At 65.5% G+C, this 20,104-nt stretch carries 14 protein-coding genes; 1 reads left to right on the top strand and 13 read right to left on the bottom strand.

All coding sequences use genetic code 11. The annotated features are described in order from the left end of the window. Positions 1-145 precede the first annotated feature (145 nt). The 10 genes from H3T92_RS00220 to lepA form a co-directional block, all read right to left on the bottom strand. The gene (locus H3T92_RS00220) at positions 146-706 is read right to left on the bottom strand and encodes a SixA phosphatase family protein (RefSeq protein ID WP_144085607.1); all 561 of its coding nucleotides are present in this window, start codon (positions 704-706) and stop codon (positions 146-148) included. Positions 707-787: 81 nt separating this feature from the next. After that, the gene (locus H3T92_RS00225; protein ID WP_144085608.1) at positions 788-1,921 is read right to left on the bottom strand and encodes a tRNA (adenine-N1)-methyltransferase; all 1,134 of its coding nucleotides are present in this window, start codon (positions 1,919-1,921) and stop codon (positions 788-790) included. A gap of 6 nt (positions 1,922-1,927) precedes the next feature. After that, a complete protein-coding gene (locus H3T92_RS00230; protein WP_144085609.1) occupies positions 1,928-3,874 on the bottom strand; it encodes an ABC transporter ATP-binding protein in 1,947 nt (648 codons plus the stop codon). Beyond that, positions 3,875-5,638: an ABC transporter ATP-binding protein gene (locus H3T92_RS00235; protein WP_144085610.1), complete on the bottom strand. Its 1,764-nt coding sequence runs from the start codon at positions 5,636-5,638 to the stop codon at positions 3,875-3,877. 141 nt (positions 5,639-5,779) lie between these two features. Continuing rightward, positions 5,780-6,619: an ABC transporter ATP-binding protein gene (locus H3T92_RS00240; protein ID WP_144085611.1), complete on the bottom strand. Its 840-nt coding sequence runs from the start codon at positions 6,617-6,619 to the stop codon at positions 5,780-5,782. A 2-nt stretch (positions 6,620-6,621) separates the two neighbouring features. Next, complete coding sequence (locus H3T92_RS00245; protein WP_144085612.1) at positions 6,622-7,074, bottom strand: DUF2975 domain-containing protein; 453 nt, start codon at positions 7,072-7,074, stop codon at positions 6,622-6,624. A 45-nt stretch (positions 7,075-7,119) separates the two neighbouring features. Continuing rightward, positions 7,120-8,667 (bottom strand): glutamate synthase subunit beta, encoded by a 1,548-nt coding sequence (locus tag H3T92_RS00250; protein ID WP_198189219.1) that lies wholly within the window; start codon positions 8,665-8,667, stop codon positions 7,120-7,122. 1 nt (position 8,668) lies between these two features. Continuing rightward, positions 8,669-13,243: a glutamate synthase large subunit gene (gene gltB, locus H3T92_RS00255; protein WP_198189220.1), complete on the bottom strand. Its 4,575-nt coding sequence runs from the start codon at positions 13,241-13,243 to the stop codon at positions 8,669-8,671. Between the two features lie 123 nt (positions 13,244-13,366). After that, complete coding sequence (hemW, locus tag H3T92_RS00260) at positions 13,367-14,710, bottom strand: radical SAM family heme chaperone HemW (protein WP_144085615.1); 1,344 nt, start codon at positions 14,708-14,710, stop codon at positions 13,367-13,369. A gap of 4 nt (positions 14,711-14,714) precedes the next feature. After that, positions 14,715-16,592 carry a translation elongation factor 4 gene (gene lepA, locus H3T92_RS00265; protein WP_198189221.1) on the bottom strand — a complete coding sequence of 626 codons (1,878 nt, stop codon included), beginning with the start codon at positions 16,590-16,592 and terminating at the stop codon, positions 14,715-14,717. A 145-nt stretch (positions 16,593-16,737) separates the two neighbouring features. On the opposite strand from lepA, the gene rpsT reads away from it, so the two are divergent. Next, positions 16,738-16,998, top strand: a complete 261-nt coding sequence (rpsT, locus tag H3T92_RS00270) for a 30S ribosomal protein S20 (RefSeq protein WP_024627969.1) — start codon at positions 16,738-16,740, stop codon at positions 16,996-16,998. 39 nt (positions 16,999-17,037) lie between these two features. Here the strand turns inward: rpsT and H3T92_RS00275 are convergent, their stop codons facing one another. The 3 genes from H3T92_RS00275 to H3T92_RS00285 form a co-directional block, all read right to left on the bottom strand. After that, positions 17,038-17,832 (bottom strand): trimeric intracellular cation channel family protein, encoded by a 795-nt coding sequence (locus H3T92_RS00275; RefSeq protein WP_198189222.1) that lies wholly within the window; start codon positions 17,830-17,832, stop codon positions 17,038-17,040. Between the two features lie 182 nt (positions 17,833-18,014). Beyond that, a complete protein-coding gene (locus H3T92_RS00280) occupies positions 18,015-19,142 on the bottom strand; it encodes a branched-chain amino acid aminotransferase (protein WP_144085617.1) in 1,128 nt (375 codons plus the stop codon). 189 nt (positions 19,143-19,331) lie between these two features. Further along, positions 19,332-19,955, bottom strand: a complete 624-nt coding sequence (locus H3T92_RS00285; protein ID WP_144085618.1) for a 50S ribosomal protein L25/general stress protein Ctc — start codon at positions 19,953-19,955, stop codon at positions 19,332-19,334. Positions 19,956-20,104 lie beyond the last annotated feature (149 nt).

A 20,104-nucleotide genomic window follows, 5' to 3' on the forward strand; every position in this document is an offset into this window, starting at 1 on the left:
CAGCCTATCAGCGGCGGGGGGAGGCGGGTAATTGGTGCAAATAAGGTGTCGCCATAACCTGAATCGATAACGGCAGGACGGCAAGCGGGGGACTGAAGCCCGTCAAGACTGCCTGCAGCGGTGGCCTTGAGCTTGTTTACGCCGGTCAGTCCTCCAGATCCTGGGGGCCCAGAATGCCCAGCAAACGGGCCTGGTGGGTTCCCCAGTCGGTCAAGGGCCGCTCGGAGCCCAGCAGGACCATGGTGGCCGGCGGCAGTCCAAGATTGAGCAGGTCCAAGAGGTCGGGGTCGGAGTTGTCCTCGGCCAGCCACTGTGAGCAGATAGACATGGTGGGCTCATGACCCAGGATCAGGACCCGGCGGTCACGGTCCTCGGTCTGTGCCAGCTGGTCGAAGACCGCCTGCATGCCGGATTCATAGAGGGATTCCCGGTAGTCGACCCGGGGCCCGTCCCCCAGGGGCTTGAGCATGCCGTCCAGGGTCTGACGGGCCCGGGGCGCACCCGAGCAGATGATGCGGTCGGGCACCAGGCCCAAAGCGGCCAATCCACGGCCCATGATCCGGGCCTGCCGCTGGCCACGGTCGGTCAGCTGGCGGCTGCGATCGCCCTGTGACCCCTGGCGTTCGGTCTTGGCGTGACGCATGAGCATGAGGGTTCGGCTGCACCGCCGCAGATCCTCGGCCTTCAGACCTTTTCGCAAACCCATGCCATGCTTCCTTTCCCGAAGTTCCTGTCAGGCGTCTTCTCCATTATGGCAGAGCCCAGAGGATACGCCGGTCATGGGCGATCAGTCTTTCTGATCCTGTCCGCCCTGCAGAGTGCGCACCTGATGATCCAGGTCACGCAGCACCTTGCGCAGCTTGCGATCAGAGACCCGGCGCAACTCCAAATCCTCGAGGTCCTCAAGGTCTTCCTTTTCGCGCTCGCGGTTGGAGCCGCTGCTCTTGGCAGGCGGTCGGCCCTGATCGACGTCAGTCTGGTAATCCTTGGTAGCCCGGACATGCTTGCGCAGAGCCTGCTGGCCGGGAGCCATGGCCCTGCTGGTCAGCAGGAAGCCGGTGTGCCCGATCATCTCATGCTCGGGTCGGACCGCCAGACCGTCGGCCTTCCAGGAGCGCTCCAGGCTCTCCATGATCCCGGGCTCGGTCCATCGGCCGTCGGCGCGCAGGGCCTCGGCCAGTCGGCTGAGCTGGGTGGTAGTGGTCACATAGGCAGTCAGCACGCCGCCGGGGGACATGACCCGGTAGGCCTGCTCCAGACGGTTCCAGGGGTCCAGCATGTCCAGAACGATGCGGTCGAATTCGTCCTCGGGCAGGTCGGCCGCAAGGGTGTCGAAGTCGCCGGTACGCAGGTCCCACTGGGCAGGGCGGTGACCAAAGAACACGGTAGCGTTGCCCATGGCCACCCGGGCGAACTCCTCCCGCCGCTCAATGCTGGTGAGTTTGCCTTCCGTACCGATGGCATCCAGCAATCCCAGACTCATGGCCCCTGAGCCGGCTCCCGACTCCAGGACCCTCATGCCCGGACGGATGTCGCCCAGAAGGATGACCCTGGCCACATCCTTGGGGTACATGATCTGGGCACCGCGCGGCATGGAGAGTATGTAGTCCTCCAGCCGGGGGCGCATGATGGTGAAGGCCCATCCTCCAATGCCTCGGGAAGACTTCCAGGGCTTGGCCCTGTCAGGCGCCTGTGTGTCGGTGTCGACATCCTGCTGGTGGCGCATCTGCCGCCACTTGTCAGCCGAGATGGTCACCACCACGGATCCCTCGGGCAGGCCAATTATGGCCTCGTGCGGCAGGAGCCCATGGTCGGTCTGTGTCAGGCCGCCAGGTTCCAGCATGACCGTCAGCCTGCGGCCACGCCGGTCGGTCAGCTGGACCCGCTCCCCTGCGCTCAGCGGTCCTCGCCTTGGGCTCATGCCTTCTCAGTCCTCCTCGCCCTTGGTGAACTGGGAGTTGTAGAGGGAGGCATAGGCGCCGCCGCGCTCCAGCAGCTGGTCGTGGGTGCCCTGCTCGACCACCGAGCCGTGGTTGACCACCAGGATCAGGTCGGCATCGCGGATGGTGGACAGCCTGTGCGCGATGACGAAGGAGGTTCTGCCCTTGCGCAGGGTGTTCATGGCCTGCTGGACCAGCAGTTCGGTCCTGGTGTCCACCGAGGATGTGGCCTCGTCCAGGATCAGGATGTCGGGGTCGGACAGGAAGGCGCGGCAGATGGTCATCAGCTGGCGTTCGCCCTGGCTGAGCTCGCTGCTGTCCTCATTGAGGACGGTGTCGTAGCCCTGGGGCAGCTTGCGGATGAACTCGTCCACGTGGGTGGCCTTGGCGCCATCGATCATGGTCTGCTCGGGGATAGTCTGCCCCTCGTCCAGCCCGTAGAGCAGGTTGTCGCGGACGGTGCCGTCGAAGAGCCAGGTGTCCTGCAGGACCATGCCGAAGTGGCTGCGCAGGTCGTGACGGGTCACCCTGGAGGTGTCCACGCTGTCGATGGTGATGTGTCCGCCCTGGATTTCGTAGAAGCGCATGAGCAGGTTGACCAGGGTGGTCTTGCCCGCCCCGGTGGGTCCCACGATGGCGATGGTCTGCCCGGGCTTGGCCTCGATGGACAGGTCCTTGATCAGCGGCTCGGCCGGATCGTAGGAGAAGCGGACATGGTCGAAGCGGACATGGCCCTCGACCTTGCCTCCGGTCTCCTGGCCCAGATGGTCGGGATGCTCGATGTCCGGCACCTCCTCGGCCTCGTCCAGGAAGTCGAAGACCCTGCGGCAGGAGGCCAGGGAGGACTGGAGCATGGTGCCCATGGAAGCCAGCTGCCCGATTGGTTGTGAGGCCTGACGGGTGTACTGGGTGAAGGCCTGCAGGCCGCCCAGGCTCATGCTGCCATTGAGCACATGCACGCCGCCGACGATGACCACGATCACGAAGCTCAGGTTGCCGAAGAAGGTCGACATGGGCGTGACCAAAGCCGAGAAGAAGGAGGCCTTGAAGCTGGCCTGGTAGAGCTCCTGGTTGCGCTCCTCGAACTCCTCCTCCGCCTTGCGCTGGTGGCCGAAGGCCCGGACCACCATGTGGCCGGAGAACATCTCCTCCACGTGGCTGTTGACCTGGCCGGTGCGGATCCACTGCCTGGTGAACTGGGGCTGGGTCTTCTTGAGGATGATGCCCGCGCACAGGGCCATGACCGGGATGATGATGAAGGCGATCAGGGTCAGCAAGGGCGAGATGGTCAGCATCATGATGAAGGCGCCGATGATGGAGAAGACCGAGAAGAGCAGCTCGCCCAGGATCTGCTGCAGGGTGCCCGAGATGTTGTCGATGTCGTTGGTGGTCCGGCTCATGACCTCGCCGCGCGGGGTCCGGTCGAAGTACTGCAGGGGCAGCCGGTCCAGCTTGTCCTCGATCTGCCTGCGCATGGTGTAGACCGCGTCGGAGACCAGCCGGGTCATCAGGAAGTTCTGCACCAGCCTGACCAGGATGGAGATCAGGTAGATGCCGATGACGAACATGAGGATGGTGCCGAAGCGGCCCCAGTCGATGCCTACGCCCACCTGGACGTTCATGGAGTCGATCATCCGGGCGAACTTGTCCTGGCCGCGGGACTGCAGGTAGGCGACCACAGCCTGCTTGGGGGTGCCGGGCTTGGCGCCCATCTTGACCAGCATGGACCCCAGCAGCCCCTCGAAGAGGACATTGGTGGCCTCGCCCATGACCTTGGGGCCGATGACGATCATGGCCACGGCGGTCATGCCGGCGAGGACCATGACGATGACCCTCCAGGGGCTGGCCAGCAGGTAATGGACCAGCCGGCCCACGGTATGACGGCGGCTGCCCACGGCCTGTGAGCCTGCGTCTACGCTCAAGTCCTTGGCCATCTACTCGGCCCTCCCCTCGTCAATGCTGAGCTCTTCCACGTCGGGACCCTGCCCGCCCTGGGACTGGACGATCTCCTGGTAGGTGGGGCAGTCCTCCATGAGCTGGTCGTGGGTGCCCCGGCCGACGATGCGGCCCCGGTCAAGGACCAGAATCTGGTCGGCCTGGCGGATGGACGCCGCCCTCTGGGCCACAACGATCTGGGTGGCCTGGCGGGTGACCGGCACCAGGGCCTCATGCAGGGCGCGGTCGGTGGTCATGTCCAGGGCGGAGAAGGAGTCGTCGAAGGTGTAGATGCAGGGGTTGCGCAGGATGGCCCTGGCCATGCAGAGCCGCTGCTTCTGTCCACCGGAGAAGTTGGTGCCGCCCTCGGCCACGCGGGCATCCAGGCCTTCGGGGATCTCACGGACGAAGTCCTCGGCCTGGGCGATGCGCAGGGCCTGCCAGATGCGGTCGTCGTCAGCTTCGGGGTCCCCGTAGTGCATGTTGTCGCGGATGGTGCCGGTGAAGAGGGTGGCCTTCTGCGGGACCGGCCCGAAAATCAGAGCCAGCTGGTCGGGGTCGTACTCGCGCACGTCGTGGCCATCCACCAGGACCTGGCCGTCGGTGACGTCGAACATGCGGTTGGCCAGCCGAATGATGGTGGACTTGCCGGATCCCGTGGCTCCGATGATGGCCGTCGTGGTCCCCGGCCGGGCGGTGAATGAGATGTCCGAAAGAACCGGATCCTGGGCGCCCGGGTAGCTGAAGTCCACGTGTTTGAACTCCAGCAGGCCCTGGGGGTGCTCGTTGCGGTAGGGGCGTTCGGGAGCGGCGATCTCGCTGGTGGCCTCCAGGACCTCGTTGATCCTTCGGGCGGCCACAGCGGCCCTGGGCAGCATGACCGACATCATGGCGGCCATCATCAGACCCGACAGGATGATCATCAGGTACTGGATGAAGGCCTGCAGGGCGCCGATCTGCATGGCTCCGGAGTCGATGCGGCGGCCGCCGAACCACATGATGGCCACATTGGACATGTTCAGCAGGAACCACATGAGCGGCACCATCATGCTCATCAGCCGGCCGGTGGAGATCAGGACGCCGTAGACGTCGCGGTTGGCCTTGTCGAAGCGTGCGGCCTCGGTCTTCTCGCGGACGAAGGCGCGGATGACCCGCACGCCGGAGATCTGCTCGCGGACCAGACGGTTGACGGAGTCCAGCATGTTCTGCAGGCGGGTGAACAGGGGTCCCATCCTGCCCATGAGCACCAGGGCCACCAGAAGGATCAGAGGGACGATGACCGCCAGGGACCAGGTCAGGGGGCCGTCCTGGCGCAGGGCCAGAATCAGCCCGCCGATCAGCATGACCGGGGCCTGCAGGATGATCATCAGGGTCTGCATGGTGGTCATCTGCATCTGCTGGACGTCATTGGTAGTGCGGGTGATCAGGGAACCTGCCGAGAAGCGCTCGATCTCGTTGAGGCTGAAGCCCTCCACCGAGGCGAACAGGTCCCTGCGCAGCTCGTAGCCCATCCTCATGGCCAGCCGGGTGGCGCAGTAGACGGCGACCACGTTGGCCACGATCTGGATGGCGGTGATGCCCATCATCTGCCAGCCGATCCTGTAGATGGCATCCTGGTCGCCTACGGCCACGCCCTTGTCGATGATGTCCGCCTGCAGGTTGGGCAGGTAGAGGTTCAAGGCCGTCTGCGCCACCTGAAAGAGCACCAGAACGGCCACCTGAAGCCAGTATGGCCGCAGGTAGCGAGTCCATATCTTGATCACGTCAACATCCTTCACGCATACAAGTCCGCCGCGGTCCCCGGGCAGACAAACCACCACAGTCTATACCCGTGCCCTGGTGAACGAATCGCTATTCCTTGAGCTGATACGGGCGTGTCAGAACGTGTCCGCAGGCAGTGGCGTTCAGACGGCGAAGGCACCCCAGCGTCCGTCACGGTGGACCACGGTCAGATCCAGGCCGAAGAGCTCGCTCAGGCGCGGACCGGTCAGTCCACCCTCCAAGGGGCCCTGGTAGACGATGGTGCCCGGATCCGGGTCGCCGGTGTCTGCGGTGTCGGCAGGACGCCGGCCCATCATGGCTATCCGATCGAAGCCCAGAGGAATCTCCTCAAGCCGGTGGGTGACCAGGATGACCGTGCGGTCCTTGTCCCCCCTGCCGATGTCGCTCAAGGCCCTGAGCACCAGCTCCCGGCCGCCCAGATCCAGCCCGGTGGTCGGCTCGTCCAGGATGAGCAGGTCAGGATTGGCCATCAGCGCCCGGCAAATCAGCACCCGGCCGCGCTCCCCCTCGGAGAGCCGGTACATGCGCTTGCCCTTGAGGTAGGCGATGCCGAACCGGTCCATCAGGGCCAGGGTGGCCTCTTCCTGTTCGGCCGTAAAGGTCTCCCTCCAGCGACCGGTGGTATCGCTGAAAGCTGTCAGCACCACGTCGTAGGGATCCTCCTGGGGGCTGATGGTCTTGGCCAGGCCGGCCGAGGCCAGCCCTATCCGATGCCGGTAGGAGAAGACGTTCACCTTGCCCAGCCGGTTGCCCAAGATCTCCACGCTGCCGGTGCTGGGGAAGCCCCTGGTGCTCATCATGGCCACCAGGGTGGATTTGCCCACGCCGTTGGGCCCGAAGAGCACCCACTTCTGCCCCTGGCCCACTTCAAGGTTGACATCGTTCAGTATGACCCGGCCCTGACGGCGGAATCCCACGTGCTGCATGAGCACGGCCTGCTGTTCTGCCACGCTTTCGGTCATGGTCACAGGGCCGTTCCGTAGGAGTCCAGGCGTGGATTGTCCCGGTTGCCGCCGACCAGGAAAAGCCCCAGCACGCCCAGGCAGAAGACCGCCGCGATGGCGATGGTGGCCCAGATGGGAACGTGGGGCAGCCACATGCAGACCAGGAAGGCCAGGCCGGAACAAATGATCAGGGCCCAAACCAGAATCCGCAGCCACTGGCGCACGCCGCTGGGAGTCCTCAGCAGACGGGGGTTGCGGTCGTTGGGATCCACGGAGTCCTTCTGCACCAGGTCATCGGTGTGCCCGGTGGGCTTCCACTCGGCGCTCTGGCCTGCCTCCAGCCGACGGGAGCGCTCCTGCAAGGCCCGCTCGTCCATCACTCCGGCCCTGCCCTTGGCCGCCATCCTCCGGTCGTCGCTGCCGCCACGGCGGCTCCGCTTGGCCTGCGCCCTACGTTCAGCGCGGTTGGTCATATCCCACTGCCTCCATCCCTTCGATCGGCACCATACTTTTTCATATTAGCGTGGGCGCTGGTCGCCCGCAGGCAGGGTCATGGCGCGCTCATCGGCCCGGATGGGAGCAGGCAGTTCGGTGGCGCCGGTCAGATACCGGTCCACGGCCGCTGCGCAGGAACGGCCCTCGGCCAGGGCCCAGACCACCAGGGACTGGCCACGCCCGGCATCGCCGCAGACGAAGATGCCGTCATGATCGGTGGCATAGTCGGCATCCCGGGCCACGTTCCCGCGTCCGTCCAGCCCTACGCCGGTCTGTCCGGTCAGAGTGGCCGTCTCGGGATGGGCAAAGCCAATGCTGATCAGCACCAGGTCGGCAGGCAGGACCCGCTCGGTGTCGGGATGGGGAATGATTCGGTCCTGATCGTCACGGCTGACGTCCACCACGCGAACCCCGCGCACCCCTCCCTCACGGTCCCGGTCGAAGCCGGTGGGGGCGCTGGTCTGGTCCAGGCTGATCCGGTCATCGGAATCGTCGCCCAGGTATTCCAGGCTGTCCACCGCGTACTCGTAGTGGCCGCCCTCCTCCATGGAAGAGGTGGGATTGTAGAGCCGGGCGTAGGTTGGCCAAGGCCGGTTATCGGGCCTGGATGAGGGCTCTTTGGGCCGGATCTGGAGGACGGTGACCGACTTGGCGCCCTCTCGCAGGGCCGTGCCCAGGCAGTCCGACCCAGTGTCGCCGCCGCCGATGATGATGACGTCCTTGCCGGCGGCATCGATCTTGTTGATGGGCTCGCGGCCCATGAGTTTGCGGGTGGGGTCGGGCAGGAAGTCCATGGCGTAGTGGATGCCCTTGAGCTCCCGTCCGGGCAGGTCCACCCGCCGGGGTTCGGTCGAACCGATGGCCACCACCAGGGCGTCGTAACGGGCCCGCAGCTGATCCCAGCCCAGGTCTCGGCCGATTTCGACGCCGGTGCGGAATCGGGTCCCCTCGGCCTCCATCTGCTCCAGCCGGCGGTCCAGCAGAGACTTCTCCAGCTTGAAGGCGGGAATGCCGTAGCGCAGGAGCCCACCAATGGCATCTGCACGCTCGTAGACCACCACCGTATGACCGGCCCGGGTCAGCTGCTGGGCGCAGGCCAGCCCTGCGGGACCGGACCCGACCACGGCCACGGTCATGTCGGTCAGCCGCTGCGGCGGCCGGGGCTTGACCAAGCCCAGGGACCAGGCCTGGTCGATGATGGTCTGCTCGTCCAGCTTGATGGTGGTGGCCGGCTGATGGATGGAGAGCACGCAGGAGGACTCGCAGGGAGCCGGGCAGATCCGTCCGGTGAACTCGGGGAAGTTGTTGGTCAGGCTCAGCCGTTCGTAGGCCTCCTCCCAGCGGCCCCGGGACAGCAGGTCGTTGAACTCGGGGATCAGGTTGCCCAGGGGGCAGCCGGTCATGCAGAAGGGGGTGCCGCAGTCCATGCAGCGCGCGGCCTGCTCGGCGGTCCAGGGCCCGGGGCCAGTGGATTGATGCACGTCGCGCCAGTCCTTCAGGCGTTCAGCGACCGGTCGCTCGGCGAGCTCGTGCCGGGTGCGTACCTTGAGGAATCCTTTGGGGTCGACCATATCAGTGCGCTCCTTCCATGACCTGGGCGTAGGTGGCGTCCCAGACGCCGGGCGCGTTGAAGTCCACCTGCTCGCGTTCGGCCTCTTCCATGGCCTGCTTCATGGCCAGATAACGGCGGGGGACCAGATGGGTGAACCGGGTCAGCGCGCTCGGCCAGTCCTCCAGCAGGGCGGCCGCAGCCTGAGATCCGGTCAATCGGACATGCTCCCCTATGAGTTCCTTGAGCATGGCCGCCTGGTCCTGGTCGGGCTCCAGGGCCAGCAAGGAGCCGTCATTCCAGGCTTCAGGATTGAGCCGGGAGGCATCCATGTCCAGCAGGTAGGCATCCCCTCCCGAGAAGCCGGCGCCGAAGTTGCGCCCTGTGGGCCCCAAAACCACCACCAGGCCGCCGGTCATGTACTCGCAGCCGTGGTCGCCCAGGCCCTCGACCACGAAGCGACCGCCCCCGTTGCGCACGGCAAAGCGCTCCCCGGCCCGGCCCGCCACGAACATGTCGCCCGAGGTGGCGCCGAATCCGGCTACGTTGCCGCAGATGACGGTCTGGTGCGGATCGAACCTGACGCCCTGGGCGGCGTGGAGAACCAGACGACCACCGGACAGGCCCTTGCCTGCATAGTCGTTGGCCTCGCCGATCACCCGGATGGTCTCGCCCCTGGGGATGAATGCACCAAGGGATTGACCGGCAGAACCGGTCAGCGTGATGTCCACGGTGTCCACAGGCAGGCCGGCTGCGCCGTATTGGCGGGTGATCCTGTAGCCCAGCATGGTGCCTACGCTGCGATTGACGTTGCGTACGGTTGTCTTGATGGCCACCGGCCGACCCTCGTCCAAGGCATCGACGGCCCGGTTGATCAGGTCCACATCCAGGGACTTGTCCAGTTCGTGATCCTGGGCCTGCGTGTGGTGCAGCACCGTGCCCGGGGTGGGGCCAGGCTTGCGCAGGATGGCATCCAGGTCGATGCCCTGGCTCTTCCAGGTGCGCACGGAGGGGTCCCTGCGCAGGCACTCCACGTGGCCGACCGCCTCCTCGAGGCTGGCGAATCCCAGGGAGGCCAGGATCTCCCGCACCTGACGGGCCATGAACATGAAGAAGTTGACCAGGTCCTCGGGCCGACCGGTGAAGCGCGAGCGCAGCTCCGGATCCTGGGTGGCTATGCCCTGGGGGCAGGTGTTCTTATGGCAGGCCCGCATCATGACGCAGCCCTCCACCTGCAGCGCCGTGGTGGCGAAGCCGAACTCCTCGGCCCCCAGCAAGGCGGCTATGACCACATCGCGGCCGGTCTTGAGCTCCCCGTCGCACTGGACCACGATCCGCGAGCGCAGGTCGTTCATGACCAGGGTCTGCTGGGTCTCGGCCAGGCCCAGCTCCCAGGGGGTTCCCGCGTGCTTGATGGCGTTGAGCGGGGCCGCCCCCGTGCCGCCGTCCTGGCCGGAGATGAGGACCACGTCGGCATGACATTTGGCCACGCCTGCGGCCACGGTTCCCACCCCGTGCTCGGAAACCAGCTTGACGTGGATACGAGCCCTGGGGTTGGCCATCTTCAGGTCGTGGATGAGCTGCTTCAAGTCCTCGATGGAGTAGATGTCGTGGTGGGGCGGAGGCGAGATGAGCTCGACCCCGGGTGTGGACCGTCTGACCTGGGCGATCCATGGCGGGACCTTGGCGCCGGGAAGGTGACCGCCCTCCCCCGGCTTGGCTCCCTGGGCCAGCTTGATCTGCAGGTCGGTGGCCGAGACCAGGTAGTCGCTGGTCACCCCGAACCGGGCCGAGGCCACCTGCTTGATGCGGCTGGTCCGAGCCGGGTCTGCAATCCGGTCCGGGGATTCGCCGCCCTCGCCGGAGTTGGACCGGGCTCCCAGCCGATTCATGGCCAGGGCCAAGGTCTCATGGGCCTCCTGGGAGATGGATCCATAGCTCATAGCGCCGGTGGAGAAGCGGGTGACGATGGACTCGGCGGGCTCCACCTGGTCTAGGGGTATGGGTGCCCTGTCGGAGTGCAGCTCCATGAGGCCGCGCAGGGTCATGCCCTGCTTGGCCGCCGCGTTCACATGGTCGGTGTAGGCCCGGAACAGCCCGTAGTCCCCTCGCTTGGTGGACTGCTGGAGCAGGAAGATGGATTCGGGGTCGTTCAGGTGGTCCTCGCCGGTGCGCCGCCAGTGGTAGTTGCCGCCGGTCTCCAGGTCATGCCCCGATCCTGCGGTCCACTCAATGGGGTAGGCCACCCGATGGCGCTGGGCCACCTCGGCGGCGATCTCCTCCAGGCCAATGCCGCCCACCAGGGAGGTGGTGCCGGTGAACCAGCGGTCGATGACCTCCTGGCTCAGCCCGACGGCCTCGAAGAGCTGTGAGCCGCGATAGGACATGATGGTGCTCACGCCCATCTTGCTCATGATCTTCAGGACCCCGGTGCTCAGGGCCCGGACCAGGTTGGCGGAGGCCTTTTCGGCGCTCACATGCAGGTCGCCGCTGTTGGCCAGGTTCTCCACCGACTCCAGGGCCAGGTAGGGGTTGACGCAGGCGGCGCCGTAGGCGATCAGCAGGGCCACATGGTGGACCTCGCGCACATCGCCGGCCTCCACTGCCAGGGAGACCTGGGTACGGGTGTGCCGACGAAGCAGGTGGTGCTGGACGGCCCCGGTCAGCAGCAGGGAGGGTATGGGTCCCCAGATGTGGTTGGAATCCCGGTCAGAGAGGACAAGCACATTGCAGCCCTCCTCGATGGCCTGGTCCACCTCCCCTTCAATGGCCTCCAGACGTTCCTCAAGGGCCTTGCCACCGCCGGCCACCTGGTAGAGGCCGCGGATCAGACGGGGGCGGAAACGGCCTTCCAGGACCGGTGCCCGGTCCAGTCGCTTGATCTGCGCCATCTGGACGGAGTCCACCACAGGCAGGTCGATGTGGATCTTCCAGGCGTGCTCGGGGGTGTCCTCCAGCAGGTTGGGCTCGGGGCCGATGGCCGAGGCGATGCTGGTGACCAGCTCCTCGCGCTCCCAGTCCAGGGGCGGGTTGGTGACCTGGGCGAACTTCTGGGTGAAGTAGTCGAAGAGCATGCGCGAGCGGCGCGAGAGCACGGCGATGGGCGCGTCATTGCCCATGGACCCGATGGGCTCGCTGCCGGTTTCGGCCATGGGCCCCAGCAGCATGGTCAGGTCCTCCCGGGTGTAGCCGAAGGCCTGCTGCCGGCGATGGACCGAGATGCGCGAGTAATTGACATGCTCGCGCTCGGGCAGGTCGTCCAGGCGGACGGTCCGTTCGGCGACCCACTTCCTGTAGGGGTGCAGACCGGCCAGCTGGCGCTTGATCTCGCTGTCGGGCACGATCCGGCCCTCTTTGGTGTCGGCCAGAAACATGCGTCCCGGCTCCAGCCTGCCCTTGGCGACGATGGACTCCTGGGGCGTATCCTCCAGGACGCCGGCCTCGGAGGCCAGGACCAGGTGGCCGTCCTCGGTCAGCTGCCAGCGGCCTGGGCGCAGGCCATTGCGGTCCAGCTGGGCGCCCACCAGGGTTCCGTCGGTGAAGACGATGGCCGCCGGGCCGTCCCAGGGCTCGATCAGGGCGTCGTTGTACTGATAGAAGGCCCTCAGGTCGGGATCCATGTCCGGATCCTGCTGCCAGGCCGGAGGCATCATCATGGAGACGGCGTGGGGCAGGGACCGCCCGGCCAGGTGGAGCAGCTCCAGGGTCTCGTCGAAGGTGCCCGAGTCCGAGGCTCCAGGGGTGTTGACCGGCAGCAGCGGGGCCATGTCCCCCAACAGCTCCGAGCTCAGCTTTCCCTCGCGGGCCGACATCCAGTTGCGGTTGCCCTGGATGGTGTTGATCTCCCCGTTGTGGGCGATCATCCTGAAGGGCTGGGCCAGGGGCCAGGAGGGGAAGGTGTTGGTGGAGAAGCGGGAGTGGACGATGGCCAGGCGCGCCTTCATGGCCGGATCGCCCAGATCGAGGAAGAAGCCCTGCAGCTGCTTGGTGGTCAGCATGCCCTTGTAGGTGATGGTCCGGCAGGACAGGGAGGCGAAGTAGACGCCCAGCTCGTGCTCGGCCCGCTTGCGGACCCGGTAGCCCAGCCGCTCCAGATCCAGTCCTCCGCGGCTATCCGGCCCGGCGTCACACAGGATGGGCATGAGGAATCTGGGCATGGAGGCCAGGGCCTGCAGACCCAGTCCGTCCGGGTCGGTGGGCACTGCCCGCCAGGCCAGGACACGCAGACCCTCCTGGCCGGCGATCGAGGCGATGGCCTCCTCCTGGCTGGCAGCCTGTGCCGGGTCCCTGTCCAGGAAGGCCATGCCCGCCAGATAGTGGCCGGTTTCAGGCAGATCCCGGCAGACCCGGGTGCGCATGAACTCGTCAGGCATGGAGAGCATGATTCCGGCCCCGTCGCCGGTGTTGGGCTCGGCTCCCACGGCCCCTCGGTGGTCCAGGTTGACCAGGACGCGGATGCCCTGTTCGACGATCAGCCTTTCATCCCGTCGGTTCAGGGTGGCCACCATGCCGAAACCGCAGGCATCGTGTTCCGTATCAGGGTCGTAGAGCCCTTGCGGGCCGTGGACATGCAGATCGAGAGGGGCCGTGAATGACACCGCAATCACCTCATTCGTGGACGCGGGCGGGGCCGGCATGCTCCACCCTTGAAGAGCCTGGTCATTGGTGAATCAACAGAATAATGCATCCACAGGTGACATCCGTGTAACGTTCCGCGGTGTCTAACGAATTCCTACCGCCTCCAGGACCTGGTCGATGACCAGATCGTTGAGCAGGCGGCCCCGGCGGGTCACCTGGATTCGGTCACGCACGGGCCGCAGGAGCCCCTGATCGACCAGATCCTCGAGGATCTTCGGATCGGCCGGACGACCCGCCTGCCTGGTCAGCCGGTCCAGCCCCAGGCCTTCCGGCAGGCGCAGGGCCAGCATGACCGTCTCCTCCAGGTCCTGCCTGAAGCCCAGAAGCTCCGCATCCTGCCAGGGCACATGTCCGGCATCCATGGCGGCGGCCCAGTCCCTGGGGTGGGCGATGTCCCAGGAGCGAATGGCCCTGGCTCGCCGCTCCCCCAGGCCAGGCTCCGGCGAAAGCCACCAGTGCGCCCCGGAATCGGCCTCCTGCGCTGCCGCTGTTCCTGTGGCCCTGAACCCAGGCGAGACGGTGGACATGGGCTTCTGTTCCCGGGCCTCTTCTGCCGGTACCATGCCTGTGTCCTGGCCTTCCAGAGCACGATAGTGGGAGTGGGCGCCTGGCCCGATGCCAGCCCAGTCCACGTTGTGCCAGTAGCCCAGGTTGTGGCGGCTCTCCTGGCCGGGTCGGGCCCAGTTGGAGATCTCGTACCAGTAGAGGCCTGCCTGGGAAAGCATGTCGTCGGCCATCTCGTACTTGGCCGCTTCGTCATCGTCGTCAGGGGCGGGCAGCTGGCCCCGGCGCACGGCTCGGCCCATCTTGGTGGTGGGTTCCAGGGTCAGGGCATAGGCGGAGACATGGTCCACGCCCAGGTCCAAGGCCGCCTGCAGGCTGGTCCGCCAATCCTCGAGCCGCTCCCCCGGCGTTCCGTAGATCAGGTCCACACTGGCCCTGAGCCCCAAATCCTGGGCAGCGGCCACATCAGTGGTCACATTGGCCGGAGTGTGGGTGCGGTCCAGGGTGGCCAGGACGCTGGGCACCGCTGACTGCATGCCGAAGGACACCCGGTTGATGCCGCCCTTGAGCAGCTGCTCCAGGTAGGCCCGATCCACGGTGTCGGGGTTGGCCTCGGTGGTGACCTCGGCCCCAGGGGACAGCCCCCAAAGGTCGGCCACGGCCTCGACCATGCGCACCAGATCCTGGGCAGGCAGAATGGTGGGTGTGCCTCCGCCGAAGAAGATGGTGGACACGGGCGGCTCTATCAGACCTCGGGAGGTCTGCCAGTCGCGGACCATGCGCATCTCCTGGATGGCCAGGTCGGCGTAGTGCTCCCGGCTGGCGCCCCCGCCCAGGTCCCGGGCCGTGTAGGTGTTGAAGTCGCAGTAGCCGCAGCGGCGCATGCAGAAGGGCACATGGATGTAGACCTGGTAGGATCCCACCCGTTCAGCCCTCCTTCTTGGCGGCGGCCCGGATCTTGTCCTTGGTGTCCCGATCCTGGGTCTGGCCAGTGCTCAGGGCTGCGATGAAGGCCTCCTGGGGCACCTCGACATGTCCCAGCATCTTCATGCGCTTCTTGCCGGCCTTCTGCTTCTCCAGCAGTTTGCGCTTGCGGGTGATGTCGCCCCCGTAGCACTTGGCCAGCACGTCCTTGCGCAGGGCGCTGATGGTCTCCCGGGCGATGATGCGCGACCCTATGGCCGCCTGGATGGGGATCTCGAACTGCTGGCGCGGGATCAGTTTGCGCAGCTTCTTGGTCATCATCACCCCGTAGGCGTAGGCCTTGTCCTTGTGGACGATGGCTGAGAAGGCGTCGATCTTCTCCCCCTGGATGAGGATGTCCACCTTGACCAGGTCGGCGGACTGGGTGCCGTCGGGCTGGTAGTCCAGGCTGGCGTAGCCCTTGGTCCGGCTCTTCAGCTGGTCGAAGAAGTCGAAGACGATCTCGGCCAGGGGCATCTTGTAGTGCATCTCGACGCGCTCGGGGCTCAGGTACTCCATGGTCCCCATCTGCCCGCGATGGTCCTGGCAGAGCTCCATGACCGGTCCGATGAACTCCTTGGGGGTGATGATGTCGGCGCTGACCACGGGTTCCAGAATCCGGCGAACCTTGCCGTCGGGGAACTCGCTGGGGTTGGTCACCGTGTGCTCGCTGCCGTCCTCCATGGTCACCTGATAGGTGACGTTGGGGGCCGTGGCGATCAGGTCCATGCCGAACTCCCTGCTCAGGCGCTCGGTGACGATCTCCATGTGCAGCAGCCCCAGGAAGCCGCAGCGGAAGCCGAAGCCCAGGGCCACCGAGGTCTCCGGCTCGTAGACCAGGGCGGCATCGTTGAGCTTGAGCTTGTCCAGGGCGTCGCGCAGCTCGGGGAACTGGGCGTTGTCGATGGGGAAAAGCCCGGAATAGACCATGGGCTGGGGGTCCTGATAGCCGGGCAGGGGCTCCTTGGCCGGGTTGGCCTCGGTGGTGACCGTGTCGCCCACCTTGGACTGGCTGACGTCCTTGACGCCGGTGATCACGTAGCCGACTTCACCGGCACCCAGGGCCTTGGTGGGGGTCATGTCCGGGCTGATCACCCCCAGCTCGATGGGGTCGTGTACGGTCGCCCGGCCCATCATGCGGATTTTCTGCCGCGCCTTGAGCTCGCCGTCCACCATCCGGATATAGGTGACGATCCCCCGGTAGGAGTCATAGACCGAGTCGAAGATCAGAGCCCGGGCCGGGGCCTTGGGATCCCCCTTGGGGGCCGGCACCTGGTCCACGATGCGGTCCACCAGCTCACGGATCCCCTGGCCGGTCTTGCCCGACACCCGGAGCACCTCGTCCGTGGAGCAGCCGATCAGGTTGGCGATCTCCTCGGCGTGCTTGTCCGGCTCGGCCGAAGGCAGGTCGATCTTGTTGAGGACGGGGATGATGGTCAGGTCATCCTCCAGGGCCATATAGAGGTTGGAGAGGGTCTGCGCCTCGATGCCCTGGGTGGCGTCCACCAGCAGAACCGCGCCCTCGCAGGCCTCCAGGGCACGGGATACCTCGTAGGTGAAGTCCACGTGGCCCGGGGTGTCGATCATGCCCAGGGTGTATTCGACGCCGTCCTTGACCCAGGGCAGGCGAACGGCCTGGGACTTGATGGTGATGCCGCGCTCCTGCTCGATGTCCATCCTGTCCAGGAACCGGTCGTGCATCTCACGCTTGGGCACGATCCCGCTCAGCTGCAGGATCCGGTCGGCCACCGTGGATTTGCCGTGATCGATGTGGGCGATGATGCAGAAGTTGCGGATCAGCGATTGGTCGGTGAATCCTGGTTGGTTCTTGGCTTCCTGCACCGGTCTGCTCTCCTCACGTACGTCTGGTCTAACGATTCTAGACGATGCCCTGGGCCGAAGCGCCCGCCTCTGGCGGATTCTTCTCCCGGTCGGGTGCTACTATGGTGGGTTGTCTGTACAGATACATTCATCGTTTGGAGCAACATTGGCAAACATCAAGTCGCAGAAGAAGCGGGTCATCACCAACGAAAAGGCGCACCTGCGCAACAAGGAGGTCAAGAGCGCAATCAAGACCTCAGTGCGTTCCGTGCGCAAGGCCGTGGATGCCGGTGACAAGGAGGCCGCTCAGGCTGCCTTCCAGGTTGCCGCCCGCCGTCTGGACAAGGCCGCCGGCAAGGGTGTGATTCACCGCAACCAGGCCGCCAACCGCAAGTCCGGTCTGGCCAACGCCGTCAACGCCCTCTGAACCGGGTGCCCAGAAGGGCCGGTGATCCAAGCGCTTGGATCACCGGCCCTTCTTCGTATCCGGTTTCCGGTCGGAATCCTCGTCGGTGTGCTTGATGGTGACACTGATGTTCGACCGGCCACGCATCAGATGACGGATGGCCCTGGCCAGCTGGGCATCGTTGAGCGGCAGCCGGGCCGAGCGCCGGTCCACCGCCCCAGGCACCAGAATGTTGAATTTCACCGAGATGATGCGCAGGACGACCACCAGGGCCACGATGGCCAGGTCCAGGGCCATGTCGACCCGGGCCGGATAGAGCCCATGCTGCTGGGCGCGCGTGGAGGCCAGGGTCAGCATGCAGCCGATCAGGGAAGGCAATGCATACCAATGCTGGTCCTGGATGACCGCAGGCACCTGGTTGAGAAGGATGTCTCGCAGCAGGCCGCCAACCAGGGCCGTGGCCATGCCCATGAAGATGGCCGTCATGCCACCGGTTCCACTCATCAGCGCCTTGGCCGTACCGTTGACGGCAAAGGATCCCAGGGCCATGGCATCAGTGACCAACATGGACCAGGTCATCCTGCTGATTTCAGGATGGGCGACAGCCACCACCAGGCCGGATGCCAGGGTGACGATGACCGAGCCCTTGTCGGTGATGCCGCTGGGCGGCACCTGACCCAGAAGAACGTCTCGGACCACCCCGCCTCCCAGGGCACTGATCCAGGAGACCAGCAGAATGGCGATGATGTCGTAGCCCTTGCGCACAGCAGCCAGGCCGCCTGAAAGCCCGCAGCTGAATATGCCCAGGTACTCGATGACCATGAAGATCAGGTTCCCCTCCAAGGCCGTCTTCATCCTGCCCTGCTCCTCCCGGAATCGTCCCGCACTCAAGTCTGTCTATAGATTAGCCAAGCACAGAGCTGAACAGGCCGGTGATGTGCGCAAGGCCACAAAGATGACGAAAGGCGGCCTGGGGCACCATATCGCCCTAGACCGCCTTCCTTGCAAAACCTGTCAGGCAGGGATAAGGTCAGCGCTCAGCAGACCTTCCACATCCAGTCATGCGGATCCTCGATCTCGCCCAGCTGGATGCCCAGGAGCTCGTTGCGCAGGTCCATGGTGACCTTGCCTGAGCCGCCGTCGGCCACTTGGACGTCGAAGTTCTCGGACTTGAAGCGCCCGATGGGGGTGATGATGGCAGCGGTCCCGCAGGCGAACACCTCGGTGACCTCGCCGGAGCGAATGTCGTCCAGCAGGGTATCCAGGCGGATCATGGTCTCCACCACGTCGCGACCGTGGTCCTGGGCCAGGGCGATCAGGGAGTTCCGGGTGACGCCAGGCAGGATGGTTCCGGTCAGGCTGGGGGTCTCCAGGTGGCCGTCCTTGTGGACGGTGAACATGTTCATGCCGCCCAGCTCCTCCAGGTAGGTCTTGGTGGCCGCGTCGACGAAGCAGACCTGCTCGCAGCCATGCTCGGCGCCGCGGTTCTCACCCAGCAGGGAGGCCGCATAGTTGCCGCCGCACTTGGCGAAGCCGGTGCCGCCGGGGCCGGTGCGGAACCACTTGTCCTCCACCCAGATGCTGACCGGCTTGACTCCGCCGGCGAAGTAGGGTCCCGAGGGCGAGGCGATGACGCAATAGTCCACCGCATGCGGGGCGCGCACACCCAGGAAGGGTTCAGAAGCGAACATGTAGGGGCGCATATAGAGCGTGTACTCACGCCGCCTGGGCACCCAGGCCGCGTCACGGCGGACCAAGGCCGCGACCGATCCCAGAAAGTCATCGGGCTCAAGCGGGGGCAGGGCCAGACGCTTGGCTGAATTGTAGAAGCGCTGGGCGTTGGCATCGGGCCGGAAGAGCCAGATGGAGCCGTCGTCGTGGTAGTAGGCCTTGAGTCCCTCAAAGGCCTCCTGGGCATAGTGGAGCACCGAGGCCCCCGGATCCAGACTGAGCGGTCCGTAGGCCTCAACCCTGCGATCCTTCCAGCCGTCATCCGAAGTCCAACCCATGTGGGTCATATTGTCTGAGAAGAGCTGGCCGAAGGCGGGCTTGTCGATCAGTCGGGCACGCTCCTCGTCAGAGGCGGGATGATCGTTGGGAATGACCTTGAAAGCGTCCGCCAACTCATTGAGTGCCTTCGGGTCGTGATGTGATTGCTCTGCCATTGTCTACCACTTCTTCTTGCTGCTGTATTTGTTTGCTCGGGTGCAAAGCTTATGGCGATGCCCGGTACCCGAACTATCGCATAGGCAGGCCTTGACCTGTTCAGCGCATTTCGCATAGTGACCGTCATAGGCAAAAAGGCCGCAGGATCGTGATGATCCCACGGCCTTAGCAGTAACGAACCTCTGGGTTCACTCGCTCTGGGCGTCGGCCTCCGGAGCAGCTTCCGCATCGACCTGTTCGGTCTCCTCGGTGGGGGTCTCCAGGCTCTCCTCCTTGGGGATCTCGACGGAGACGATGGATTCCTCCATATCGTCGATGATCAGCTCGGAGCCCTCGGGCAGCTTGACATCCTTGGCCAGGATCTTGTCGCCCTCGGACAGGCCCTCCACACTGATGTCGATACGCTCGGGCAGGTTGGACACGTCGGCCCGGACCTGCAGGTTCTGGGTGTCGATCAGGGCCACGGCAGCGCCCTTGGTCTCGCCGCTGACGAAGACGGGCACCTCCACGGTGACCTTCTCGCCGGCGCGGACCTCATAGAAGTCGATGTGCTCCACCTGGCGCTTGACCGGGTTGCGCTGCACGTCCTTGACCACGGCGGTCTTGGTCTGCCCGCCGAAGCTGATGGAGAAGAGGGCGTTGGCGCGGCGCAGGGCCAGAGTGGTCTCGCGCATGGGCAGCTTGATGTAGTCGGGCTGGGCGCCGCCGGCGTAGATGGTGGCGGGGATCTGCTGGGCCACGCGCATGCGGCGTGCCGCCCCCTTGCCGAATTGATCGCGGACTTCGCCCTCGAGCTTAATGGTGTTAGCCATGTTGGCTTCCTTCCTTGTCTGGTTCCTCAAGACCGACCTGGGCCGGTCCTGGCGCATCGCCGCGTCGGATTCCGGACCGCCCATACGGAAAGGCCGCCGATGATCCAGCCGAGTCGATAACGGAGGCCATGAAGCCTCCCTCGCCAAAG

Origin of the sequence: Bifidobacterium sp. W8112 (assembly GCF_016101425.1) — a bacterium.
Classification (GTDB): domain Bacteria; phylum Actinomycetota; class Actinomycetes; order Actinomycetales; family Bifidobacteriaceae; genus Bombiscardovia; species Bombiscardovia apousia.